31 protein-coding genes and 2 pseudogenes are annotated in these 20,723 nt (G+C 64.8%); all 33 read right to left on the bottom strand.

The window, feature by feature from the left end:
* Positions 1 to 5: 5 nt before the first annotated feature.
* Complete coding sequence (locus ACOQOU_RS17760) at positions 6 to 680, bottom strand: protein-L-isoaspartate(D-aspartate) O-methyltransferase (RefSeq protein ID WP_306026312.1); 675 nt, start codon at positions 678 to 680, stop codon at positions 6 to 8.
* Complete coding sequence (gene surE, locus ACOQOU_RS17755) at positions 677 to 1,435, bottom strand: 5'/3'-nucleotidase SurE (protein ID WP_109767994.1); 759 nt, start codon at positions 1,433 to 1,435, stop codon at positions 677 to 679. The genes ACOQOU_RS17760 and surE overlap by 4 nt, the downstream gene beginning before the upstream one ends.
* Positions 1,436 to 1,456: 21 nt before the next feature.
* Positions 1,457 to 2,056, bottom strand: a pseudogene (locus tag ACOQOU_RS17750) (aminoacyl--tRNA ligase-related protein); the annotation flags it as partial.
* 156 nt (positions 2,057 to 2,212) lie between these two features.
* Positions 2,213 to 2,878 (bottom strand): annotated as a pseudogene (locus tag ACOQOU_RS17745) (serine--tRNA ligase); the annotation flags it as partial.
* Positions 2,879 to 2,963: 85 nt separating this feature from the next.
* Positions 2,964 to 3,947: an RluA family pseudouridine synthase gene (locus ACOQOU_RS17740; RefSeq protein ID WP_306026311.1), complete on the bottom strand. Its 984-nt coding sequence runs from the start codon at positions 3,945 to 3,947 to the stop codon at positions 2,964 to 2,966.
* 4 nt (positions 3,948 to 3,951) lie between these two features.
* Positions 3,952 to 4,329 carry a fluoride efflux transporter CrcB gene (crcB, locus tag ACOQOU_RS17735; RefSeq protein ID WP_306026358.1) on the bottom strand — a complete coding sequence of 126 codons (378 nt, stop codon included), beginning with the start codon at positions 4,327 to 4,329 and terminating at the stop codon, positions 3,952 to 3,954.
* 46 nt (positions 4,330 to 4,375) lie between these two features.
* A complete protein-coding gene (locus ACOQOU_RS17730; protein WP_306026310.1) occupies positions 4,376 to 4,930 on the bottom strand; it encodes a flavodoxin domain-containing protein in 555 nt (184 codons plus the stop codon).
* A 75-nt stretch (positions 4,931 to 5,005) separates the two neighbouring features.
* On the bottom strand, positions 5,006 to 5,398 hold the full coding sequence (locus tag ACOQOU_RS17725; RefSeq protein ID WP_306026309.1) for a hypothetical protein: 393 nt from the start codon (positions 5,396 to 5,398) through the stop codon (positions 5,006 to 5,008).
* Positions 5,391 to 6,710, bottom strand: a complete 1,320-nt coding sequence (locus ACOQOU_RS17720) for a replication-associated recombination protein A (protein WP_306026308.1) — start codon at positions 6,708 to 6,710, stop codon at positions 5,391 to 5,393. The genes ACOQOU_RS17725 and ACOQOU_RS17720 overlap by 8 nt, the downstream gene beginning before the upstream one ends.
* On the bottom strand, positions 6,710 to 8,188 hold the full coding sequence (locus tag ACOQOU_RS17715; protein WP_342633452.1) for a DegQ family serine endoprotease: 1,479 nt from the start codon (positions 8,186 to 8,188) through the stop codon (positions 6,710 to 6,712). Before ACOQOU_RS17715 ends, ACOQOU_RS17720 begins: the two co-directional genes overlap by 1 nt.
* A 237-nt stretch (positions 8,189 to 8,425) precedes the next feature.
* A complete protein-coding gene (gene rplQ / locus ACOQOU_RS17710) occupies positions 8,426 to 8,857 on the bottom strand; it encodes a 50S ribosomal protein L17 (RefSeq protein ID WP_109768000.1) in 432 nt (143 codons plus the stop codon).
* 45 nt (positions 8,858 to 8,902) lie between these two features.
* A complete protein-coding gene (locus ACOQOU_RS17705; protein WP_109768001.1) occupies positions 8,903 to 9,910 on the bottom strand; it encodes a DNA-directed RNA polymerase subunit alpha in 1,008 nt (335 codons plus the stop codon).
* 99 nt (positions 9,911 to 10,009) lie between these two features.
* Positions 10,010 to 10,399 carry a 30S ribosomal protein S11 gene (gene rpsK, locus ACOQOU_RS17700; RefSeq protein WP_109768002.1) on the bottom strand — a complete coding sequence of 130 codons (390 nt, stop codon included), beginning with the start codon at positions 10,397 to 10,399 and terminating at the stop codon, positions 10,010 to 10,012.
* A 76-nt stretch (positions 10,400 to 10,475) separates the two neighbouring features.
* Positions 10,476 to 10,844: a 30S ribosomal protein S13 gene (rpsM, locus tag ACOQOU_RS17695; protein ID WP_109768003.1), complete on the bottom strand. Its 369-nt coding sequence runs from the start codon at positions 10,842 to 10,844 to the stop codon at positions 10,476 to 10,478.
* 228 nt (positions 10,845 to 11,072) lie between these two features.
* Positions 11,073 to 11,657, bottom strand: a complete 585-nt coding sequence (locus tag ACOQOU_RS17690) for an adenylate kinase (RefSeq protein ID WP_109768004.1) — start codon at positions 11,655 to 11,657, stop codon at positions 11,073 to 11,075.
* Entirely contained in the window at positions 11,654 to 12,994 is a 1,341-nt protein-coding gene (gene secY, locus ACOQOU_RS17685) for a preprotein translocase subunit SecY (protein WP_109768005.1), read from the bottom strand. The genes ACOQOU_RS17690 and secY overlap by 4 nt, the downstream gene beginning before the upstream one ends.
* 153 nt (positions 12,995 to 13,147) lie before the next feature.
* Positions 13,148 to 13,630, bottom strand: coding sequence for a 50S ribosomal protein L15 (gene rplO / locus ACOQOU_RS17680; protein WP_109768006.1), 483 nt, complete (start codon positions 13,628 to 13,630; stop codon positions 13,148 to 13,150).
* 15 nt (positions 13,631 to 13,645) lie between these two features.
* Positions 13,646 to 13,846, bottom strand: coding sequence for a 50S ribosomal protein L30 (rpmD, locus tag ACOQOU_RS17675; RefSeq protein ID WP_306026307.1), 201 nt, complete (start codon positions 13,844 to 13,846; stop codon positions 13,646 to 13,648).
* A 50-nt stretch (positions 13,847 to 13,896) separates the two neighbouring features.
* Positions 13,897 to 14,475 carry a 30S ribosomal protein S5 gene (gene rpsE, locus ACOQOU_RS17670; RefSeq protein ID WP_109768007.1) on the bottom strand — a complete coding sequence of 193 codons (579 nt, stop codon included), beginning with the start codon at positions 14,473 to 14,475 and terminating at the stop codon, positions 13,897 to 13,899.
* Between the two features lie 101 nt (positions 14,476 to 14,576).
* Positions 14,577 to 14,939: a 50S ribosomal protein L18 gene (rplR, locus tag ACOQOU_RS17665; protein ID WP_109768008.1), complete on the bottom strand. Its 363-nt coding sequence runs from the start codon at positions 14,937 to 14,939 to the stop codon at positions 14,577 to 14,579.
* 12 nt (positions 14,940 to 14,951) lie between these two features.
* On the bottom strand, positions 14,952 to 15,485 hold the full coding sequence (rplF, locus tag ACOQOU_RS17660; protein ID WP_109768009.1) for a 50S ribosomal protein L6: 534 nt from the start codon (positions 15,483 to 15,485) through the stop codon (positions 14,952 to 14,954).
* A 50-nt stretch (positions 15,486 to 15,535) separates the two neighbouring features.
* Positions 15,536 to 15,934, bottom strand: a complete 399-nt coding sequence (gene rpsH / locus ACOQOU_RS17655) for a 30S ribosomal protein S8 (protein ID WP_109768010.1) — start codon at positions 15,932 to 15,934, stop codon at positions 15,536 to 15,538.
* Positions 15,935 to 15,946: 12 nt separating this feature from the next.
* A complete protein-coding gene (rpsN, locus tag ACOQOU_RS17650; RefSeq protein ID WP_109768011.1) occupies positions 15,947 to 16,252 on the bottom strand; it encodes a 30S ribosomal protein S14 in 306 nt (101 codons plus the stop codon).
* A 25-nt stretch (positions 16,253 to 16,277) separates the two neighbouring features.
* The gene (gene rplE / locus ACOQOU_RS17645) at positions 16,278 to 16,841 is read right to left on the bottom strand and encodes a 50S ribosomal protein L5 (protein WP_109768012.1); all 564 of its coding nucleotides are present in this window, start codon (positions 16,839 to 16,841) and stop codon (positions 16,278 to 16,280) included.
* Entirely contained in the window at positions 16,834 to 17,145 is a 312-nt protein-coding gene (rplX, locus tag ACOQOU_RS17640; RefSeq protein ID WP_306026306.1) for a 50S ribosomal protein L24, read from the bottom strand. Before rplX ends, rplE begins: the two co-directional genes overlap by 8 nt.
* Positions 17,146 to 17,157: 12 nt before the next feature.
* On the bottom strand, positions 17,158 to 17,526 hold the full coding sequence (rplN, locus tag ACOQOU_RS17635; RefSeq protein WP_109768014.1) for a 50S ribosomal protein L14: 369 nt from the start codon (positions 17,524 to 17,526) through the stop codon (positions 17,158 to 17,160).
* A 65-nt stretch (positions 17,527 to 17,591) separates the two neighbouring features.
* A complete protein-coding gene (rpsQ, locus tag ACOQOU_RS17630; RefSeq protein WP_109768015.1) occupies positions 17,592 to 17,834 on the bottom strand; it encodes a 30S ribosomal protein S17 in 243 nt (80 codons plus the stop codon).
* A gap of 5 nt (positions 17,835 to 17,839) precedes the next feature.
* Positions 17,840 to 18,046, bottom strand: coding sequence for a 50S ribosomal protein L29 (gene rpmC, locus ACOQOU_RS17625; protein ID WP_109768048.1), 207 nt, complete (start codon positions 18,044 to 18,046; stop codon positions 17,840 to 17,842).
* A 12-nt stretch (positions 18,047 to 18,058) separates the two neighbouring features.
* Positions 18,059 to 18,472, bottom strand: coding sequence for a 50S ribosomal protein L16 (rplP, locus tag ACOQOU_RS17620; protein WP_109768016.1), 414 nt, complete (start codon positions 18,470 to 18,472; stop codon positions 18,059 to 18,061).
* Between the two features lie 21 nt (positions 18,473 to 18,493).
* The gene (gene rpsC / locus ACOQOU_RS17615; protein WP_109768017.1) at positions 18,494 to 19,201 is read right to left on the bottom strand and encodes a 30S ribosomal protein S3; all 708 of its coding nucleotides are present in this window, start codon (positions 19,199 to 19,201) and stop codon (positions 18,494 to 18,496) included.
* Positions 19,201 to 19,584, bottom strand: coding sequence for a 50S ribosomal protein L22 (rplV, locus tag ACOQOU_RS17610; protein WP_109768018.1), 384 nt, complete (start codon positions 19,582 to 19,584; stop codon positions 19,201 to 19,203). Before rplV ends, rpsC begins: the two co-directional genes overlap by 1 nt.
* A 2-nt stretch (positions 19,585 to 19,586) precedes the next feature.
* Complete coding sequence (gene rpsS / locus ACOQOU_RS17605) at positions 19,587 to 19,865, bottom strand: 30S ribosomal protein S19 (RefSeq protein WP_109768019.1); 279 nt, start codon at positions 19,863 to 19,865, stop codon at positions 19,587 to 19,589.
* Between the two features lie 18 nt (positions 19,866 to 19,883).
* On the bottom strand, positions 19,884 to 20,717 hold the full coding sequence (gene rplB / locus ACOQOU_RS17600) for a 50S ribosomal protein L2 (RefSeq protein ID WP_109768020.1): 834 nt from the start codon (positions 20,715 to 20,717) through the stop codon (positions 19,884 to 19,886).
* Positions 20,718 to 20,723: the final 6 nt, after the last annotated feature.

The raw sequence follows: 20,723 nt of genomic DNA, 5'->3' as shown, positions 1-20,723 counted from the left end.
TCGGATCAGAGCGCACTGGGAAGGCCGGAGGCCATCGGCTGAACCCGGACCGTGCCGATATCCTCGCGCTCGAAACGGTTGCCCACCTTGGTCAGCCGGACCAGCACCTGACGGCCGTCGCCCTCGCCCACCGGGCAGACGATGATGCCGCCCGGCACGACCAGATCGGAAAAGCCGCGCGGCAGGGCTTCCATGGCCGGCCAGACGACGATGCGATCGAACGGGCCTTCGGTGCTGCCGGCCGCGCCGTCGGCCTGGCTGGCGATCACATTGTCGCGCTTGAGGGCGCGGAAACGGGCCTGGGCGGCCTGATGCAGGCGCGCAAAGCGCTCGATGGTGTAAACCCGCTTGACCATCGCGCCCATGACGGCGGCGGTGTAGCCGGAGCCCGTGCCGATTTCGAGCACGCGGTTCTGCGGTTCGAGCCCCAGCGCCGACAGGATCAGCGCCTGCTGGTCGAGGCCCTCGATCGTCTCGCCGCAATCGATCGGGATGGTGCGGCTGCTCCAGGCGGCATCGTGATATTGCGGGTCGACAAAGGCGCGGCGCGGCGTCGCCTCGATCGCTTCCAGAAGCGCCTTGTCGCCGATTCCCGCCGCCCGCATGCGCAGCACGAAGGCGGCAAAGCCCTCGCGGTCGATGGCGGCCAGGCTGGTCGGGATGGCGAGCGCCGGCGTCATGCGATCGCGTCTTCCAGCGACCGTTTGAGCTCATGCGCGGTGAAATCGAGCTTCAGCGGCGTCACCGCGATCCGGCCCTCGCGCAGGACGGCGATGTCCGTGTTGCCCTTGGCCTCGACCGGCGAGCGGCCGAACCGCATCCAGAAATAGGGAAAGCCGCGCCCGTCGCGCCGCTCTTCCATGAACAGGCCATGCAGCAGCTTGCCCTGCTCGGCGACGGCCACGCCCTTGACCTCGTCGGCGGCACAATTGGGGAAATTGACGTTCAGGAACGTGCCCTCCGGCATGTCCATGGCGATCAGCTTCTCAAGCAGTGGCGGCGCATGGGTCTCTGCCACCGACCAGGGCACGAAGCGGCGATTGTCGCTGAAATTATAGGCCTGGCTGAGCGCAATCGAGCGCACGCCCAGAAGCGTGCCTTCCATCGCGCCGGCAACCGTGCCCGAATAGGTGATGTCGTCGGCGATGTTCTGGCCCGAATTGACGCCCGACAGCACCAGATCGGGCTTTTCGGGCATCACATGCGTCACCGCCATGATCACGCAGTCGGTCGGCGTGCCGCGCAGCGCAAAGCGGCGCTCGTCGATCTCGCGCAGGCGCAGCGGATCGTTCAGCGTCAGCGAATGCGCCAGTCCCGACTGGTCTGTCTCCGGCGCGACCACCCAGATGTCGTCGGACAGCGACCGGGCGATCCGTTCGAGCGAGGCCAGTCCCTCGGCATGGATGCCGTCATCATTGGTCAAAAGAATGCGCATTGGTTGTCCTTGGTCCCGGGTTCAGGCGGTGATCACATCGATGGCGCCCATATAGGGCTTGAGCGCGTCGGGCACGGCGATCGAACCGTCTTCCTGCTGGTAGGTTTCCATCACCGCGATCAGCGCCCGGCCCATGGCGACGCCCGAGCCGTTGAGCGTATGGACGAAGCGCGTCTGCTTTTCCCCTTCAACGCGATAGCGGGCATTCATACGGCGCGCCTGGAAGTCGCCGCAGACCGAGCAGGACGAGATCTCGCGATAGGCGCCCTGCCCCGGCAGCCAGACCTCGATGTCATGGGTCTTGCGGGCGCCAAAGCCCATATCGCCGGTCGACAGGACCATGGTCCGGAAATGAAGACCGAGCCGCTCGAGCACGGTTTCGGCACACTTGGTCATGCGTTCCAGTTCGTCGAGCGAGCTCTCCGCATCGGTCACCGAGACCAGTTCGACCTTGTAGAACTGGTGCTGGCGCAGATAGCCGCGCGTGTCGCGGCCGGCAGACCCCGCTTCCGAGCGGAAGCAGGGTGTCAGCGCCGTGTAGCGCCGCGGCAGATAATCGTGATCGATGATCGCCTCGCGGACGATGTTGGTCAGCGGCACTTCGGCGGTGGGAACCATCCACAGTCGGGAAGATGGTTGTCGTTCCGCGCGCAAGCGCTCCATTTCGCGGAACACCTCAATCTGAGGAAAATCGTCCACGCCATAGGCATTCATCACGTTGGAAAACGCCAGGCCGGCGAGTTCATCGTCGGCGTAACGTGGTTCGCCGGACCTTGCGGTCGCGAACAAATCCTCCGAAAACTTCGGCAACTGCCCCGTCCCAAACATGGCATCGTCGCGGACCAGAAGCGGCGGGTTCACCTCGGTGTAACCATGCTCGGTCGTGTGCAGGTCAAGCATGAACTGGCCGAGCGCCCGCTCGAGCCGCGCCAGCCCGCCGGACACCAGCGTGAAGCGCGCACCGGACATCTTGGCCGCCGTCTCGAAATCCATCTGGCCGAGCGCCTCGCCCAGCTCGAAATGCTCCTTGGGCTGGAAGTTGAACTGGCGTTTCTCGCCGGTCTGGCGCAGCTCGACATTGGCGTCTTCGTCGGGCCCGACCGGCACGTCGTCGAGCGGCACGTTGGGGATGCGCGCCAGCGCGTCGCGCAGCCTGGCATCGAGTTCGCGCTCGACATCCTCGGCGGCGGCGAGAAATGCCTTGAGCTCGCCGACCTCGGCCTTCAGCAGTTCGGCCTTTTCGGTCTCGCCGGCGCCCATCGCCGCGCCGATTTCCTTCGATGCCGCGTTGCGGCGGGTCTGCGCCTCCTGGACGCGCGCGATATGCGCCCGGCGCTCTTCGTCCAGCTTGATCAGCGACGCGGATTCGGGCTCCGCGCCGCGCTTTTTCAGCGCCGCATCGAGTGCTTCGGGATTATCCCTTATCCAGCGAATGTCGAGCATGGGATTTCGTCCTGAAATGAACCGCGTCGGTCCATCGCGCGAACACGGGGCAAGGTCAAGGCGGCGGGCCGCCTTTCGGCGGCGATCAGTCCTCGCGGTCGCCGTCGGCCTCGTCGAGACCGAGCAGGTTCCAGCTTTGCACCATGTGCGGCGGCAGCGGCGCGGTGACATTGATCATGCCGCGATCGGGATGGGGAATGCGCAGGCGGCGGGCGTGCAGATGCAGCTTCTTCTGGATGCCGCCGGGAAAATCCCAGTTGGGATCGTCTTCGAAATATTTCGGATCGCCGATGATCGGACAACCCATGTGCAGGGCATGGACGCGCAACTGGTGGGTACGGCCGGTTTCCGGCTCGAACTCCATCCAGCTCAGCCGTTGGCCCGCCGTTTCGATCACCCGGTAGCGCGAGACGGCGTGGTCGGCGTCGGCCTCGCCATGCTTGACGACGCGCATGCGGTCGCCGTCGGGCGTTTGCTCTTTTGCAAGCCAGGTGGAGATCTTGCCTTCGGGCTTTTTCGGCGCTCCCTTGACCAGCGCCCAGTAGATCTTCTCGGTGTCGCGCTTTCGGAACGCGGCGGTCAGCTTCTGTGCGGCGCCGCGCGTGCGCGCCACCACCAGAACACCGGATGTGTCGCGGTCGAGCCGGTGCACCAGACGCGGCTTTTCGCCCTTCTTGCTGCGCAGCGCGTCGAGCATGCCGTCGACATGGCGGGCGACGCCCGAGCCGCCCTGCACCGCAAGGCCCGCCGGCTTGTTGAAGACGAACACCTTGTCGTCTTCGTAAAGGATCATGCGCCGGAGGGCGTCGGCATCGCCGGTGTTCTTGATCGTGCCCGCCGTCACCGGCCCGGCATCGGTGCCGGTCACCTGCGGCGGCAGGCGGATTGCCTGACCGGCTTCGAGCCGCGTGTCCGCCTTGGCGCGCTTGCCGTCGATGCGCACCTGGCCCGTGCGCAACAGCTTTTGCAGCGCGCCGAAGCCAAGACCGGGAAAATGGCTCTTGAACCAGCGGTCGAGGCGCATGCCCGCCTCGTCGCTGTCGACCGTCTTTTGCGAAACCGCTGCCATCGGCTCAGGCACCCGCGCGCATCAGGGCAAGGCCGGCGAACAGGGCGGCAATCGAGGCGGCCATGGAGATCAGCGCGTAGCCGAGCGCGGTGCCCGTGTCGCCGCGCTGCCACAAAAGCGCGAAATCGAGCGAGAAGGCGGAAAATGTGGTGAAGCCGCCAAGGAGCCCGACGCCGAGAAACAGGCGCAGATGCTCGCCCGTGCCGCCGCGGCGCATCAGCCAGCCGACCAGCAGACCCATCAGAAGCGAGCCGACCACATTGACGGTCAGCGTCGCCCACGGATAGCCGCCGCCAAGCCAGCGGCCCGCACCCAGAAAGGTCAGGTAGCGCAGCACGGCGCCGAGGCCGCCGCCCAGCGCGACATAGACGAGATTGACGATCATGGCCCGTCGTCTACGCGATCATGCGGGCCGGGCAAAGCGCAAATCAGATCTTGCCGGCGACGTCCGGAATGTCCTTGACGAACCCGTCGACGAACAGGTCGAGCGCGCCCCAATCGGTGAACTCATAGTCATGGGTCGTGTCGGTCGGCGCATCCTTCTTGTCGGCGATGCGCTTGAGCATCCATTTGCGGAAGAAATCATACTCGGTGTATTTCAGCGCGCCGGCGGCATGGTGCACCGAGACCGGCCACCAGCCGGTTTCCTCGCTGAAATGGGCGGTGATTTCATTGAGCTCTTCCCACTCGCCGGCATCGTCGCCAGTCGCCGTCAGCGACACGGAAACGAACACGCCCGGCCGCGCCATGAGTTCGCGCTTGTGGCGTTCGACATAACGGCGCAACGGTGCCGGGAAAGCACCGATATGCACCGGACCGGCGCATATGATGCCGTCGATCTCGTCGATGGACAGCGAGTCGGGCGGATGGGTGGTGTCGACCATGACCGCCTCGTGCTGATTGTCCTTCAGATAGCGCCCGATATGCTCGGCGATTTCCCGTGTCTGCCCTTCAACGGTCGCATAGATGACGAGAATGCGCATGACTGTCTCCCGTTATGGCGTTCTTTTCCTGACCGGCAGAATAGACGTTCCGCGCCGTCCGTGGATTGACCTTCGTCAAGCGGCAAACCCGGCAATGGCCTGCTGCAGCGCGGTGCCGGGCAAAAAGCCCGCCGCGGCCGCCAACCCGTTGGCGCGGGAAATCGTGCCGCGTTCAAGCGTATCGGCAGCCTCCCCTATTCGAGCCGTCATGTGACCGACCGCGCAAGCGGCAATCCCCGCCTCTTCCAACATGGCCAGACCCGCAACGCCCGCTTCATCGCGGCCTATGCCCGCATCGTTGAAGACGTAGAGCGCGGCATCGACCGACAGCGCATAACCCGCTGCCGACGCTCCGCCATGGGAGCCGGTAACGACGATCGCGCCGGCATCGCCGGGGATGATTTGCGTCACCGAATCGATCAGCACCAAGGCGTGCCGGCCCACGGTGACCGTCCGCCGATCAGCCATCGCCGGTTCCGCCGGCGCGTTCCGCCCGCAGTTTGGACCAGTAGTCGAGCCTCTTTCCGATCTCGCGCTCGAAGCCGCGTTCGACCGGCTCGTAGAAGCGCCTGCGGCCCATCTCGGGCGGGAAATAATCCTGTCCGGAAAAGGCGTCGGGCTGGTCGTGATCGTATTGGTATCCCGCGCCATAGCCCTCGGCACCCATCAGCTTGGTCGGCGCATTGAGGATGTGTTTGGGCGGCAGCAGCGATCCATGCTCCTTGGCGGCGCGCATCGCGCCTTTCATCGCCGTATAGAGCGCGTTGGACTTGGGTGCGGTGGCGAGATAGACGCAGGCTTCGGCCAGCGCCAGTTCGCCCTCGGGCGAGCCGAGATAGTCATAGGCGTCCTTGGCGGCGAGCGCGACGGTGAGTGCCTGCGGATCGGCCAAACCGATATCCTCGGACGCCATGCGAACCAGCCTTCGGCCCAGATAGAGCGGGTTTTCGCCAGCATCGAGCATGCGGGCAAGATAGTAGAGCGCGGCGTCCGGATCGGAGCCGCGCACCGATTTGTGCAGGGCGGAGATCAGATTGTAGTGGCCGTCCTGGCCCTTGTCATAGATCGGCGCGCGCCGCTGCAGCACGGCGCGCAGCCCGTCGCCGTCGAACAGATCGCCCTCGCGCGCCACGCGCCAGACTTCCTCGGCCAGCGTCAGAACGGCCCGACCGTCACCGTCGGCCATGCCGACCAGCAGAGCCCGCGCTTCATCGTCGACCGGCAGCGTGCGGCCGGTTTCGCCCTCGGCCCGGTCGAGCAGCGCGGCGAGCGCGTCGTCTTCCAGCCGCTTGAGCGTCAGGACGCGCGCCCGCGACAGGAGCGCCGCGTTGAGTTCGAAGGACGGGTTTTCCGTCGTCGCGCCGATCAGCGTGATCGTGCCGTCTTCCATCACCGGCAGAAAGCTGTCCTGCTGGGCGCGGTTGAACCGGTGTATCTCGTCGACAAAGAGAAGCGTCGACAGGCCGTCGCGCCGGCGCACGCGCGCCGCCTCGAACACCTTTTTCAGATCGGCGACGCCCGAGAAGATCGCCGAGAGCTGCTCGAAATGCTGACCGGCCTCGGCGGCGATCAGGCGGGCGAGCGTGGTCTTGCCGGTGCCGGGCGGCCCCCACAGGATCAGGCTACCGAGCGAGCCGGAAGCCAGCATGCGCGTGACGACGCCGTCGGCGCCGGTCAGATGGTCCTGTCCGACGATCTCGCCCAGTGTCTTGGGGCGCAACCGGTCGGCCAGCGGCCTGTTGGCGGCCTCCTCGGCGACGCTGTCGAAGAGCGACGCCATCAGAAACGCAGGAACTGGTTGATCGTGCGGCCCTGCCGGTTCAGCGTGAAACGCCATGAGCGCCCGCCGCTGTCGGCCAGGCGGATCACATCGTCGACGGTCTCGATCGGCAGACCGTTGACGGCGACGATGATGTCGCCGGGCCGGAGTCCTGCGCGCAGGGCCGGCGCGCCGCGCTCGATCTGCGTCACCACCACGCCGTCACCGCGTCCGGGCAGGTTGAGACGCTGGCGCAAGCGCGGAGACAGGTTTGCGACGACCGCGCCGGCAAAGGGCGACGCGCCCTTGATCAGCGTTTCCTGTGCCGGGCGGGTTTCGGGCGGACGAGCGAGAACGATGTCGACGGCACGTTCGCGGCCGCGCGACAGCACGGTCAGCGCCGTCGTGCCGCCGGGACCGATGGTCGCCAGCCGGTAGCCAAGCGCGTCGGGATGTTCGATGGCCGCTCCATCGATGGCGAGCACCACATCGCCGGCGCGCAGGCCCGCCGCGCCCGCCGGCCCGTCCGGATCGACATCGACGATCAGCGCGCCCAGCGGCCTGTCGAGGCCAAGGCTCTCGGCGATCTGGGGCGTGACGGGCTGGAAATCGGCGCCCAGATAGGGCCGCTCGAAGGCGTCCGCCCCGCCGCGCGCCTGTGCGACAACGGCGGCGACCATGTTGGAGGGGATGGCAAAGCCGATGCCGTTCGAGCCGCCCGAGCGCGAGAAGATCGCCGTGTTGATACCGACGAGACGGCCCTGCATGTCGATCAGCGCGCCGCCGGAATTGCCCGGATTGATCGCCGCGTCGGTCTGGATGAAGAAGCCAAAATCGGCGACGCCGACACGCGTGCGGGCAAGCGCGGACACGATGCCCGAGGTGATCGTCTGGCCGACACCGAACGGGTTGCCGATCGCCAGGACGAGATCGCCGGTCAGAAGCTGATCGGAGTTGCCGAACGGCAGCGCGGTGAAGCGCTCATCGGTTTGCAGACGCAAGACGGCCAGATCGGCGCGCTCGTCGCGCAGCACGACCTCTGAGTCGAACTCGCGCCCGTCGGCCAGCGCGACACGCACCTCGTCCGCACCGGAAATGACATGGTTGTTGGTGACGACAAGCCCGCCCTCGTCGACGATCACGCCCGAACCGAGCGATGACTGGACGCGCGGCGGACCGGAGAACTGGTTGCCGAAGAACTGCTCGAAGAACGGATCGCCGGCAAAGGGCGAACGCTGCTGAACGCGGCGCGCCGCATAGACGTTGACCACAGACGGCGCGGTTTGCTGGACCAGCGGCGCAAACGAAAGCTGCATCTCGGCTTCGCCCAGCGGCACGCGGCGGGCCGTCTGACCTTCGACGGCGGGCGCCTGCGCCTCGCCGCCGAGCCCGCGCAGCAGATCGCGCAACGCGCTGCCGCTGTCCTGGGCAAGTGCGGCAGCGGCCAGCATTGTCAGCCCGGCACATGCCGCAAGGAGGATTGCAATCGGTCTGTTCATCATGGTGCCTTGACTGGTCGCCGGGTCATTGAATCACCGGACCAAGTGCTACCACAAAGGCGGCTGAAATGGGGAGCCGCAAGCCGGGCCGGCCGGGTGTGCCGCCACCCTGCCACGCACTTTCGCCCAAAAAAGAAAGGGAGCCGCGCCATAATGGCGAGCTCCCGAGCCCAGTCGACTGATGTGGCGCTCCCGGCGTGCGGGCCGCGCCATCTTCTTATGGGTGTAAAGGCGGTCTTATGCGGCCGCTTCGGCTTCGGCGGCTTCCTCGGCCTCGATGCGCGCGCGGTCGGCGGCGCCCTTGGCGTCGACGTCACGGTCGACGAACTCGATCACGGCCATCGGCGCGGAATCGCCATGGCGGAAGCCGGCCTTCATGATCCGCAGATAGCCGCCATTGCGGTCGGCGTAACGCGGCGCGATGTCGGCGAACAGCTTGCGCGTCTGCGTCTCGTCCTGGATCTGCGAGGCGACCTGGCGGCGCGCATGCAGATCGCCGCGCTTGCCCAGCGTGACGAGCTTTTCGACGATCGGACGCAGTTCCTTGGCCTTGGGCAGGGTCGTGACGATCTGCTCATGCTCGATGAGCGAAGCGGCCATGTTTGCGAACATCGCCTTGCGATGGCTCGATGTACGGTTCAGCTTGCGGCCTGCTTTGCGGTGGCGCATCAGCCTTCTCCTCGGGTTTCCGGCCTTGGGGTGCCGGCGCGTTGGTTAGTAATGGTCTTCGTAGCGTTTGGCGAGATCTTCGATGTTCTCGGGCGGCCATGCGGCCACTTCCATGCCCAGATGCAGGCCCATGGATGCGAGCACTTCCTTGATCTCGTTGAGTGACTTGCGGCCGAAGTTCGGCGTGCGCAGCATTTCGCCTTCGGTCTTCTGGATCAGGTCGCCGATATAGACGATGTTGTCGTTCTTCAGGCAGTTGGCCGAACGCACCGACAGTTCCAGTTCGTCGACCTTCTTGAGCAGTGCCGGGTTGAACGCCAGCTCCTGCACCTGTTCCTCGGCGGCCTCGCGCTCGGGCTCCTCGAAATTGACGAAGACGCCGAGCTGGTCCTGCAGGATGCGCGCGGCATAAGCCACCGCGTCCTCGCCCGACAGCGTGCCGTCCGTCTCGACGTTCATGGTCAGCTTGTCATAGTCCAGAACCTGGCCCTCGCGGGTGTTCTCGACCTTGTAGGAAACCTTGCGCACCGGCGAATAGAGGCTGTCGACCGGGATCAGGCCGATCGGCGCGTCTTCGGCGCGGTTGCGGTCTGCGGGCACATAGCCCTTGCCGGCATCGACGGTGAATTCCATGCGGATTTCGGCGCCCTCGTCCAGCGTGCACAGCACGTGGTCGGGGTTCAGCACCTCGACATCGCCGACCGTCTGGATATCGCCGGCGATCACGGTGCCCGGACCCTGCTTGCGCACGACCATGCGCTTGGGGCCGTCGCCTTCCATACGGATGGCGATTTCCTTGATGTTCAGGATGATGTCGGTGACGTCTTCGCGTACACCGGCAATCGACGAGAACTCATGCAGGACACCGTCGATCTGCACGGCGGTCACGGCGGCACCGCGCAGCGACGACAGCAGCACGCGGCGCAGCGCGTTGCCGAGCGTCAGGCCAAAGCCGCGCTCGAGCGGCTCGACCACGAGCGAAATCTTGTTGCCCGAGCCCTTGAACTCGACCTTGTTCGGCTTGATCAGTTCCTGCCAATTCTTCTGTATCACGGCGTCTTCCTTCAGCTAGCCTGCCACCATCCATTCGTGGCAACAGCTTCTTCCACGGCCAGCGGAGGATTGGCGCCAGCCGGACGGACAATGGATGCGTTACACGCGGCGGCGTTTGCGCGGCCGGCAGCCATTGTGCGGAATGGGGGTGACATCCCTGATCGAGGTGATGGTGAAGCCGGCAGCCTGCAAGGCACGCAGCGCCGATTCACGGCCCGAACCGGGGCCACACACTTCGACTTCAAGCGACTTCATGCCATGTTCCTGGGCCTTGCGGGCGCAATCCTCGGCGGCGACCTGGGCCGCGAACGGGGTCGATTTGCGCGAGCCCTTGAAGCCCTGCATGCCGGCCGACGACCAGGCAATCGCGTTGCCCTGCGCGTCGGTGATGGTGATCATGGTGTTGTTGAATGTCGAATTCACGTGGGCGATGCCCGACATGATGTTCTTGCGCTCGCGACGGCGAACGCGGGTGGCTTCTTTTGCCATCTTCAGTCCTTCGATCTCTGCACCGCCGTAATGCCAGCGGCTCCACCTGCGGAACCGGCCACGCGGGCCGGCCCAATTACTTCTTCTTGCCGGCGATCGCCTTGGCCGGACCCTTGCGGGTGCGGGCATTGGTGTGCGTGCGCTGACCGCGCACCGGCAGGTTGCGGCGATGGCGCAGGCCGCGATAGCAGCCCAGGTCCATCAGACGCTTGATGTTCATCGAGGTCTCGCGGCGCAGATCACCCTCGACCCGATAGTCGCGGTCGATGGTTTCGCGAACCGCCAGAACCTCGGCGTCGGTCAGTTCATTGACGCGGCGCGAGGGGTCGATGTTGTTCTTCTCGACGATTTCCTGCGCGAATTTCGAGCCGATCCCGTGGATGTACTGCAGCGCGATCACAACGCGCTTGCCTGTCGGGATGTTGACGCCAGCGATACGAGCCACGCGGCTTCTCCTTTGTTGCCCGGGCAGCCGGGTCTTTCAGTCCTGTCCGGGGTTCCGGGGTGTTCGGTTCGAGCCAGTCTCAAAACAAAAAGACCGGAGCGGGATGCCGCAGCCGACCTTTGTCAATACGCTGGCTAGATCAGCGTGCATATCGGGGAATCGCAGTGGAATGTCAACTCCCCGAAGCGATGTTTTTGCCGGCCCTATGCGGGTGCCGGCGTGTGCCGCTCAAAGGCTGTCGAGCACCTTGGCGATCTGTTCGGTCACGCCCTCGATCGAGTCCATGCCGTCGACCGGGCGCAGCTTGCCCTTGGCGTAATAGTAGCCGAGCAGCGGCGCGGTCTTCTTGTAATACTCGCGCAGGCGCTCGTCGAACACTTCGGGGTTGTCGTCCTTGCGCACCGGCTGGCCCGCGGCGGCAGCCTCCTCGGCGCGCTTGACGATGCGGCCGACGAGCGCCTTGTCATCCACGGTCAGTTCGATGACGGCATCGAGCGCCATGCCCTTTGCCTCCATCATCGCCTCGACCGCATCGGCCTGGGCGAGCGTGCGCGGATAGCCGTCGAGGATGAAACCGTCGGCGCAATCGGGCTCATCGATCCGGTCGGAGACGATCGCATTGACGATGTCGTCGGAGACCAGTTCGCCCGCTTCCATGATCGCCTTGGCGCGCAGGCCGACCTCTGTGCCCGCGGCGACGGCGGCACGCAGCATGTCGCCGGTCGACAGTTGCGGAATGCCGTGGCGCTCGACGAGCCTTTGTGCCTGGGTCCCCTTGCCCGCTCCCGGCGGGCCCAACAATATCAGTCTCATCGACGCTTCTTTCCCCCGCGCAGCTTGGATTTCTTGATCAAGCCTTCATACTGGTGCGCGATGAGATGTCCTTGCACCTGCGCGACCGTATCGAGCGTCACGCTGACGACGATCAGCAGCGACGTGCCGCCGAGATAGAACGGCACGCCCGTGCCCGCTATTAGAAATTCGGGTAACAGGCACACCAGAACGAGATAGATCGCGCCGACCACGGTGATCCGGGTAAGCACGAAGTCGATATATTCGGCCGTGCGCTGGCCCGGGCGGATGCCCGGAATGAAGCCCGAATGGTTCTTCAGATTGTCGGCGGTGTCCTGCGGATTGAAGACGATCGCGGTGTAGAAGAAGGCGAAGAAGGCGATCATCCCCGCGTAAAACAGCATGTAGAGCGGCTGGCCGTGGCCGAGCGCGGCGAGGATGGCGGTGCCCCATTCGGGCAGGTCGCGCGTGTCTGAGAAGCCGGCCAGCGTCGCCGGCAGCAGCAGCAGCGACGAGGCGAAGATCGGCGGGATGACGCCGGCCGTGTTGAGCTTGAGCGGCAGGTGCGACGTGTCGCCCTGGAACATGCGGTTGCCGACCTGGCGTTTGGGATACTGGATCAAAAGCCGCCTTTGCGCGCGTTCGACAAAGACAATCAGGGCGATCACGGCGATGGCGAGAAGGATGATCGTGATGATGAAGACCGTCGACATGGCGCCGGTGCGGCCCAGTTCCAGCGTGCCCGCGACGGCGCCCGGCAGCCCCGCGACGATGCCGGCGAAAATGATCAGCGAGACGCCGTTGCCGATGCCGCGCGCGGTGATCTGCTCGCCGAGCCACAGAAGGAACATGGTGCCGCCGACCAGCGTGATGACGGTCGAAATGCGGAAGAACCAGCCCGGATCGGCGACGATGTTGGCGCCGCTCTCAAGGCCCACGGCGATACCGTAGGATTGCAGTGTCGCCAAAAGGACCGTCAGATAGCGCGTATACTGGTTGATGACCTTGCGGCCCTGCTCGCCCTCCTTCTTGAGCTGTTCGAGCGTCGGGACAACCGAGGTCATCAGCTGGACGGCGATCGAGGCCGAGATGTAGGGCATGATGCCGAGCGCGAACACGGCCATGCGCTCGACGGCGCCGCCGGTGAACATGTTGAACATGCCCAGAATGCCGCCCGCCTGGTTGGCGAAGGCCTGGGCATAGGCTTCCATGTTGAGGCCCGGAATGGGGATATAGGTGCCCAGCCGGTAGACCAGCAGAACACCGAGGGTAAACCAGATGCGCTTCTTGAGCTCGGTGGCCTTGGCAAATGCGCCGAAGTTGAGGTTTGCAGCCAGCTGTTCAGCAGCAGATGCCATGGACAGTCTCCGTCTTGGGACGCGTTCGCCGAAGGTCGGGCACCGCGCTCGCGGGTCTGGTCGCAGATAGGCGCTGGCCCTTGGGGGCGCAAGTCAATTTTGAGGCCGCACGGATCGCGGCGGCCTCAAGAAGGTGTGTTGTCGTCAGCCTAATTATTCGGCGTCGGCTTCGGCCTTGGGCGCGAGGATCGTCACCGATCCGCCGGCCTTTTCGATCTTGGCGACGGCAGCCTTGGACGCGCCGGCCACTTCCAACGCGAACTTGGTCTTGGCTTCGCCATCGGCCAGAACCCGGACGCCGTCCTTGGCGCGGCGCAGCACGCCTGCCTCGACCAGTGCCTCGGCCGTCACCGGCTTCTTGGCATCGAGCTTCTTGGCCTCGACGGCCTGTTCGAGCCGGGCGATCGACACGATGTTGTAGTCGGTCGGGAACGGGTTGTTGAAGCCGCGCTTGGGCAGACGCCGGTAGATCGGCATCTGGCCGCCTTCATAGCCGTTGATCGACACGCCCGAACGGGATTTCTGGCCCTTGACGCCCCGGCCGCCGGTCTTGCCCTTGCCCGAGCCGATGCCGCGGCCGACGCGCGAGCGCGACTTGCGCGCGCCCTCATTGTCACGCAGTTCGTTGAGTTTCATCGGTCAGCTCCCCGATCAGCTTTCGTCCACAATGCGCACCAGATGGTGCACTTTGCGGATCATGCCGCGCACGGCGGGAGTGTCTTCCAGCGTGCGGCGGCGGTGCATCTTGTTCAGGCCCAGCCCGATCAGCGTCTGGCGCTGCTCGGCGGGGCGGCGAATGGGGCTGCCGATCTGCTCGACGGTGATCGTTGCGCCCTTCTTGCTCTCAGCCATGATCTTTGTCCTTGCCAGGGCCCCTCGCCTTCCGGCGAGCGGCTCATGCCTTACTCTTCGGCGCCGATCAGCTCGCGGCGGCGCGCCTGGAGCGTCGAGTGCTTGATACCGCGCTGGGCGGCGATGTCCTTGGGATGCATCTGATGCTTGAGCGCATCGAACGTCGCCCGGACCATGTTGTAGGGGTTGGACGACCCGAGTGACTTGGCAACCACGTCCTGCATGCCGACGGTCTCGAAGACAGCGCGCATCGGGCCGCCTGCGATGATGCCCGTACCGGCCGGTGCCGCGCGCAGCAGGACCTTGCCCGCGCCGTGACGGCCTTCGACGTCATGGTGCAGCGTGCGGCCCGAGCGCAGCGGCACGAAGATCATGTCGCGCTTGGCGCTTTCGGTGGCCTTGCGGATCGCCTCGGGCACTTCGCGCGCCTTGCCGTGTCCAAAGCCGACGCGGCCCTTCTGGTCGCCGACGACGACGAGCGCGGCAAAACCGAAGCGACGGCCGCCCTTGACGACCTTGGCGACGCGGTTGATGTGAACCAGCTTGTCGACGAATTCGCTGTCGGCTTCTTCGCGATCACGCCGGCGGTCACGCCCGCGGCCACCGCGATCCTGAGGTTGTTGTGCCATGTCCTTGTCCTTTGTTCTTTTCCGGTTCCAGGCAGTGGTTGATGGTGTGGTCGCAAATCCGAACGACAAGCGCTGCACGCTTCCGCCGGCCCTGCTCCGGCTTAGAAGTTCAGGCCGCCCTCGCGGGCAGCGTCGGCCAGGGCCTTCACGCGGCCATGGAAGATATAGGCGCCGCGGTCGAAGACAACGTCCTTGACGCCGGCCTTGGTGGCGCGCTCGGCGACGAGCTTGCCGACGGCGGCGGCGGCATCGGTGTCGGCGCCCGTCTTCAGCGCCTTCTTCAGATCGGCGTCGAGCGTCGATGCGGCGGCAAGCGTCTTGCCGGCGCTGTCATCGATGACCTGCGCATAGATGTTCTTCGAAGACCGGTAGACGGACAGGCGCGGCCGGCCGTCCGAGACCTTCTTGAGCTGGCGGCGGACGCGCTGCGCACGCTTGACCAGCGCCTGTTTGGAAGCTGCCATCGTTCCCGTTCCTTACTTCTTCTTGCCTTCTTTGCGTACGATCGTCTCTTCCGCATATTTGACGCCCTTGCCCTTGTAAGGCTCCGGCGGACGGAACTTGCGGATCTCCGCGGCGACTTGGCCGAGCTGCTGCTTGTCGATGCCGTTGAGCACGATTTCGGTCGGCTTGGGCGTTGCCGCCGACACGCCTTGCGGCAGCTCATAGATCACGTCGTGGCTGAAGCCCAGAGCGAGCTGCAGCTTGGAGCCCTGCATGGCGGCGCGATACCCCACGCCATTGATTTCCAGCTTGCGCTCGAACCCGGTTTTGACGCCGGTCATGATGTTTTCGATCATCGTGCGCGACATGCCCCATTTGGAGCGCGCATCCTTGGAATCGTCGCGCGGGGTGATGTTGATTGCGCCCTCTTCCATCGCCACCAGCACCTCATCATTGACCGCATAGGACAATTCGCCCTTGGGGCCCTTGGCGGTGACGGTGTTGCCGTCCACCGAGGCGGTGACGCCTTCGGGAATGGCAACGGGCTTTTTTCCGATACGAGACATTGTTCAATCCGTCCGTGTTCGTTCCGTCGACTGGGTTGGTCCGGCGCGCGTCAGAAGACGCGGCACAGATACTCCCCGCCGACATTCTTCTCGCGGGCCTCGTGATCGGCCATCACGCCCTGCGGCGTCGACAGGATCGCGATTCCAAGGCCGTTGGCGACGTGTTCGATCGACTTGGCGCCGACATAGACCCGGCGGCCCGGCTTGGAGACGCGCTCGATCTTGCGGATCACCGGGTCGCCTTCATGATATTTCAGCTCGATCTCGAACTCGGACTTGCCCGAGCCGTACTCGACCTGGGAATAGCCGCGGATATAGCCTTCGGACTGCAGCACATCGAGGACGCGCGCGCGCAGCTTGGAGGCCGGGGTGGAGATCGAATTCTTGTGGCGATGCAAACCGTTGCGGATGCGGGTCAGCATATCGCCGACGGGATCGGAAACCGACATGACAGCCTCTCCTTACCAGCTCGACTTGACGACACCGGGCACCTTGCCCAGCGAGCCCAGCTCGCGCAGTGCGATGCGCGACATCTTCAGTTTGCGGTAGTAACCGCGCGGACGGCCCGACACTTCGCACCGGTTGCGGATGCGTACCTTGGCCGAATTGCGCGGCAGCTCGCTCAGCTTGAGGGTCGCGCGGAAGCGCTCCTCGATCGGCAGCGAACGATCCATGACGATCGCCTTGAGACCGGCGCGCTTTTCGGCGTAGCGGTCGACCAGCTTGCGCCGGTGCTTGTTCTTTTCGACTGCGCTTACTTTTGCCATCAGGCTTTCCTTTCTACGCTCGCCGTTAGTGCTGCTGCTGGAACGGGAAGTTGAAGGCACGCAACAGTTCGCGCGCTTCATCATCCGTGCTCGCACTCGTGCAAACGATGATGTCCATGCCCCGGACCTGATCGACCTTGTCGTAGTTGATCTCCGGGAAGACGATGTGTTCTTTCAGGCCCATGGCGAAGTTGCCACGGCCGTCAAAGCTCTTGGGGTTCAGGCCGCGGAAGTCGCGCACGCGCGGCAGCGCGATGTTGATCAGCCGGTCCATGAATTCGTACATGATGTTGCCGCGCAGCGTCACCTTGGCGCCCAGCGGCATCTCTTCACGCACCTTGAAGCCGGCAATCGAGTTGCGGGCGCGGGTCACCACGGCCTTCTGGCCGGTGATCAGCGACAGGTCCTCGGCGGCCGTGGCGGGGCGCTTTGAATCAGTGGTCGCATCGCCCACGCCCATGTTCACCACGATCTTGGTGACCTTGGGGATTTCCATCAGGTTGGCGTACTCGAAACGCTCGCGCATTTCGCCGCGAATGGCGTCGCGATACTGGGCCTTGAGCCGCGGCTCGTAGGATGTGTCAGCCATCGATCAAATCTCCGGAACGCTTGGCAAAGCGCACTTTCTTGCCGTCTTCGACGCGGAAGCCCACGCGGGTGGGCTTGCCGTCCTTGGGGTCGGCGATCGCCAGGTTGGACAGGTCGATCGGCGCCTCCTTGTTGATGATGCCGGCCTCCTGGGCAGCGGTCTGCTTCTGGTGGCGCTTGACCATGTTGATGCCCGACACCAGCGCCTTGCCGTCCTTGGGCATGACGCGGACGACATTGCCCTTGCGGCCCTTGTCCTTGCCGGTGAGCACGACGACTTCGTCGCCCTTCTTGATCTTCTGCATAAGACCCGCTCCTTACAGCACTTCGGGGGCCAGCGAGATGATCTTCATGTGCTGCTTGCCGCGCAGTTCACGCGGGACAGGGCCGAAGATACGGGTGCCGACCGGCTCTTTGTTGTTGTTGACCAGAACGGCGGCATTGCCGTCGAACCGGATGACGCTGCCGTCGGGACGGCGAATGTCCTTGGCGGTGCGCACGACGACCGCCTTCATGACGTCGCCCTTCTTGACGCGGCCGCGCGGGATCGCCTCCTTGACGGAGACGACGATGATGTCACCGACGGACGCATATTTGCGCTTCGATCCGCCCAGCACCTTGATGCACTGAACCCGGCGCGCGCCGGAATTGTCGGCGACATCGAGATTTGTTTGCATCTGAATCATGACGCGATGCCCTTGTTCTTATCGTGCCAGCGCTTCACGCCGGCCCTGATTGTTTCGCTCGTCGTTCAGTCCGCCGCCTGGTCGGCAACCACCGCCCAGCGCTTGTTTCTGGAAATCGGCGCGCATTCCTGGATGCGCACCGTGTCGCCGACCTTGACCTGGTTGCTCTCGTCATGCGCCTGGTAGCGCTTGGTGCGACGCACGGTTTTCTTCATCAGCGGGTGCGCGAAGCGGCGTTCGACGCGCACGACGACGGTCTTGTCGTTCTTGTCGCTGACCACGACACCCTGCAAAATTCGTTTCGGCATGATCGTTATCCCTGCGCCTTGGCGGCGTTTGCTTTCTCGGCGGCGACGGTCTTGACGCGCGCAATGTCGCGGCGCACCTGGCGCACGCGCGCCGAATTCTCGAGCTGTCCCGTCGCGGCCTGAAAGCGCAGCGAGAACTGTTCCTTCTTCAGTTCGGCCAGCTTGTCGGCCAGTTCGTCGGCGGTCATCGCCCGGACATCTACGGCTTTCATCTCGCTCAACTCCTACTCGCCAATGCGCTGGATGAAGCGCGTCTTGACCGACAGTTTGGCAGCGCCAAGGCGCAGCGCTTCACGCGCGACGTCTTCGGGCACACCATCGATTTCAAACATCACCCGGCCCGGCTTGACGCGCGCGGCCCAGTAATCGACCGAACCCTTGCCCTTGCCCATGCGCACTTCGGTCGGCTTGGAGGTGACCGGCACGTCGGGGAAGATGCGGATCCACACGCGGCCGGCACGCTTCATGTGACGGGTGATCGCGCGGCGGGCCGCCTCGATCTCGCGGGCGTTGACGCGGTTGGGCTCAAGCGCCTTCAGGCCGTAGGCACCGAAGTTCAGATCGGTGCCGCCCTTGGCGACGCCGCGGATCTTACCCTTGAACTGCTTGCGGAACTTGGTCCGTTTGGGTTGCAACATCTACTTCACTCCTGCCGGCGATCAGGCGTTGTCGCGGCGGCGGCCACCGCCACCCTGGTTGTCCTGGTCGGTCGCGCGGCGTTCGGACGCCATCGGATCGTGCTCGAGGATCTCGCCCTTGAAGATCCAGACCTTGATGCCGATGATGCCATAGGCGGTCTCGGCTTCGGCGGTGCCGTAATCGACATCGGCGCGCAGCGTGTGCAGCGGCACCCGGCCTTCACGGTACCATTCGGTGCGGGCGATCTCGGCGCCGCCAAGGCGACCGGCCGAGTTGATGCGGATGCCCTGGGCGCCAAGGCGCATGGCCGACTGCACGGCGCGCTTCATGGCGCGGCGGAACGCCACGCGGCGCTCGAGCTGCTGGGCGATCGACTGGGCGACCAGCGTCGCATCGATCTCGGGCTTGCGCACCTCGACGATGTTCAGAACGGTCTCGGCATCGGTGAACTGGCTGAGCTTGCGGCGCAGCTTTTCGATGTCGGCGCCCTTCTTGCCGATGATGATGCCCGGACGCGCCGAATGGATGGTCACGCGGCACTTCTTGTGCGGACGTTCGATCACGATCTTGGAAACGGCAGCCTGCTTGAGCTCCTTTTCCAGATATTCGCGGATCTTCAGGTCCTCGTGCAGCAGCTGGCCATATTCGCCGGTGTTGGCATACCAGCGCGAATCCCAGGTGCGGTTGATGCCCAGACGGAAGCCGACCGGATTGATCTTCTGGCCCATTACGCGGCCTCCTCTTCGACTTCGCGCACGACGATCGTCAGATGCGAGAACGGTTTGGTGATGCGGCTGGCGCGGCCGCGGCCACGGGCATGGAAGCGCTTCATGACGATCGACTTGCCGACATAGGCTTCCGACACGATCAGCGCGTCGACATCGAGATCATGATTGTTCTCGGCGTTGGCGATCGCCGACTCCAGCGTCTTCTTGACCGTGCCGGCGATGCGCTTGCGCGAGAATTCGAGATCGGCCAGCGCCGATTCGACCTTCTTGCCGCGGATCATCTGGGCGACCAGATTGAGTTTCTGCGGGCTGACGCGGACCATCCGCGCCACCGCGCGGGCCTCGTTGTCCGCGAGCCGCCGTTCTGCCTTGGGCTTGCCCATGGTTACTTCCTTCTCGCCTTCTTGTCCGCGCCGTGACCGAAATAGGTGCGCGTGGGTGCGAATTCGCCGAACTTGTGGCCGACCATGTCCTCGGACACGGAGACCGGAATGTGCTTCTGGCCGTTATAGACGCCGAAGGTCAGGCCGACGAATTGCGGCATGATCGTCGAGCGGCGGCTCCAGATCTTGATGACGTCATTGCGGCCGCCTTCACGGGCTTTTTCCGCCTTCTTGAGCAGATAGCCGTCAACGAACGGGCCTTTCCAAACTGAACGAGCCATGAGGCGTATCCCTGTTTCTTACTTCTTGCGCTGGTGACGCGAGCGCATGATGAATTTGTCGGTCTGCTTGTTCGAGCGCGTCCGCTTGCCCTTGGTCGGCTTGCCCCACGGGGTGACCGGGTGGCGGCCGCCCGAGGTGCGGCCTTCACCGCCGCCATGGGGGTGGTCGACCGGGTTCATGACGACGCCGCGCACATGCGGGCGACGGCCAAGCCAGCGCTTGCGGCCGGCCTTGCCCAGATTGATGTTGCCGTGGTCGGGGTTCGACACGGCACCGACGGTGGCAAAGCAGGACTGCTGCACCAGGCGCTGTTCGCCCGAATTGAGGCGCAGGATCGCCATGCCCTGGTCGCGGCCGACAAGCTGCGCATAGGCGCCGGCGGAGCGGGCCACCTGGGCGCCCTTGCCCGGCTTGAGTTCGACATTGTGGACGATCGTGCCGACCGGCATCGCGCCCAGCGGCATCGCATTGCCCGGCTTCACATCGGCCTTGGCGCCGGCGATCACCTTGTCGCCCGCCTGCAGGCGCTGCGGCGCGAGGATATAGCTCAGTTCGCCATCGTCATATTTGATCAGCGCGATGAAGGCGGTGCGGTTGGGATCATACTCGATCCGCTCGACCGTCGCCGAAACATCGTGCTTGCGCCGCTTGAAATCGATCTTGCGGTAGGTCCGCTTGTGCCCGCCGCCGATGTGGCGCGAGGTCATGCGGCCGGCATTGTTGCGTCCGCCGGACTTTGTCAGCCCCTCGGTCAGCGCCTTGACGGGCGCGCCCTTGTGCAGGCCCGACCGGTCGACAATGACCAGCTGGCGCTGGCCGGGCGTCGAGGGTTTGAACTTCTTCAGTGCCATGACTTC

Origin of the sequence: Oceaniradius stylonematis (assembly GCF_965223445.1) — a bacterium.
Lineage (GTDB): Bacteria > Pseudomonadota > Alphaproteobacteria > Rhizobiales > Rhizobiaceae > Roseitalea > Roseitalea stylonematis.
The sequence above is the reverse complement of the archived record's forward strand: the minus strand, read 5'-3'. Positions and strand labels throughout refer to the sequence as shown.

Excerpts from the sequence above, each read along its gene's own strand:
- ACOQOU_RS17760 (WP_306026312.1), bottom strand. The coding sequence starts at position 680 with ATGACGCCGGCGCTCGCCATCCCGACCAGCCTGGCCGCCATCGACCGC.
- surE (WP_109767994.1), bottom strand. The coding sequence starts at position 1,435 with ATGCGCATTCTTTTGACCAATGATGACGGCATCCATGCCGAGGGACTG.
- ACOQOU_RS17740 (WP_306026311.1), bottom strand. The coding sequence starts at position 3,947 with ATGGCAGCGGTTTCGCAAAAGACGGTCGACAGCGACGAGGCGGGCATG.
- ACOQOU_RS17730 (WP_306026310.1), bottom strand. The coding sequence starts at position 4,930 with ATGCGCATTCTCGTCATCTATGCGACCGTTGAAGGGCAGACACGGGAA.
- ACOQOU_RS17725 (WP_306026309.1), bottom strand. The coding sequence starts at position 5,398 with ATGGCTGATCGGCGGACGGTCACCGTGGGCCGGCACGCCTTGGTGCTG.
- ACOQOU_RS17720 (WP_306026308.1), bottom strand. The coding sequence starts at position 6,710 with ATGGCGTCGCTCTTCGACAGCGTCGCCGAGGAGGCCGCCAACAGGCCG.
- ACOQOU_RS17715 (WP_342633452.1), bottom strand. The coding sequence starts at position 8,188 with ATGAACAGACCGATTGCAATCCTCCTTGCGGCATGTGCCGGGCTGACA.
- rplQ (WP_109768000.1), bottom strand. The coding sequence starts at position 8,857 with ATGCGCCACCGCAAAGCAGGCCGCAAGCTGAACCGTACATCGAGCCAT.
- rpsK (WP_109768002.1), bottom strand. The coding sequence starts at position 10,399 with ATGGCAAAAGAAGCCACCCGCGTTCGCCGTCGCGAGCGCAAGAACATC.
- ACOQOU_RS17690 (WP_109768004.1), bottom strand. The coding sequence starts at position 11,657 with ATGAGACTGATATTGTTGGGCCCGCCGGGAGCGGGCAAGGGGACCCAG.
- secY (WP_109768005.1), bottom strand. The coding sequence starts at position 12,994 with ATGGCATCTGCTGCTGAACAGCTGGCTGCAAACCTCAACTTCGGCGCA.
- rplO (WP_109768006.1), bottom strand. The coding sequence starts at position 13,630 with ATGAAACTCAACGAACTGCGTGACAATGAGGGCGCGCGCAAGTCGCGC.
- rpmD (WP_306026307.1), bottom strand. The coding sequence starts at position 13,846 with ATGGCTGAGAGCAAGAAGGGCGCAACGATCACCGTCGAGCAGATCGGC.
- rpsE (WP_109768007.1), bottom strand. The coding sequence starts at position 14,475 with ATGGCACAACAACCTCAGGATCGCGGTGGCCGCGGGCGTGACCGCCGG.
- rplR (WP_109768008.1), bottom strand. The coding sequence starts at position 14,939 with ATGGCAGCTTCCAAACAGGCGCTGGTCAAGCGTGCGCAGCGCGTCCGC.
- rplF (WP_109768009.1), bottom strand. The coding sequence starts at position 15,485 with ATGTCTCGTATCGGAAAAAAGCCCGTTGCCATTCCCGAAGGCGTCACC.
- rpsH (WP_109768010.1), bottom strand. The coding sequence starts at position 15,934 with ATGTCGGTTTCCGATCCCGTCGGCGATATGCTGACCCGCATCCGCAAC.
- rpsN (WP_109768011.1), bottom strand. The coding sequence starts at position 16,252 with ATGGCAAAAGTAAGCGCAGTCGAAAAGAACAAGCACCGGCGCAAGCTG.
- rplE (WP_109768012.1), bottom strand. The coding sequence starts at position 16,841 with ATGGCTGACACATCCTACGAGCCGCGGCTCAAGGCCCAGTATCGCGAC.
- rplX (WP_306026306.1), bottom strand. The coding sequence starts at position 17,145 with ATGCAGAAGATCAAGAAGGGCGACGAAGTCGTCGTGCTCACCGGCAAG.
- rplN (WP_109768014.1), bottom strand. The coding sequence starts at position 17,526 with ATGATTCAGATGCAAACAAATCTCGATGTCGCCGACAATTCCGGCGCG.
- rpsQ (WP_109768015.1), bottom strand. The coding sequence starts at position 17,834 with ATGCCGAAACGAATTTTGCAGGGTGTCGTGGTCAGCGACAAGAACGAC.
- rpmC (WP_109768048.1), bottom strand. The coding sequence starts at position 18,046 with ATGAAAGCCGTAGATGTCCGGGCGATGACCGCCGACGAACTGGCCGAC.
- rplP (WP_109768016.1), bottom strand. The coding sequence starts at position 18,472 with ATGTTGCAACCCAAACGGACCAAGTTCCGCAAGCAGTTCAAGGGTAAG.
- rpsC (WP_109768017.1), bottom strand. The coding sequence starts at position 19,201 with ATGGGCCAGAAGATCAATCCGGTCGGCTTCCGTCTGGGCATCAACCGC.
- rplV (WP_109768018.1), bottom strand. The coding sequence starts at position 19,584 with ATGGGCAAGCCCAAGGCAGAACGGCGGCTCGCGGACAACGAGGCCCGC.
- rpsS (WP_109768019.1), bottom strand. The coding sequence starts at position 19,865 with ATGGCTCGTTCAGTTTGGAAAGGCCCGTTCGTTGACGGCTATCTGCTC.
- rplB (WP_109768020.1), bottom strand. The coding sequence starts at position 20,717 with ATGGCACTGAAGAAGTTCAAACCCTCGACGCCCGGCCAGCGCCAGCTG.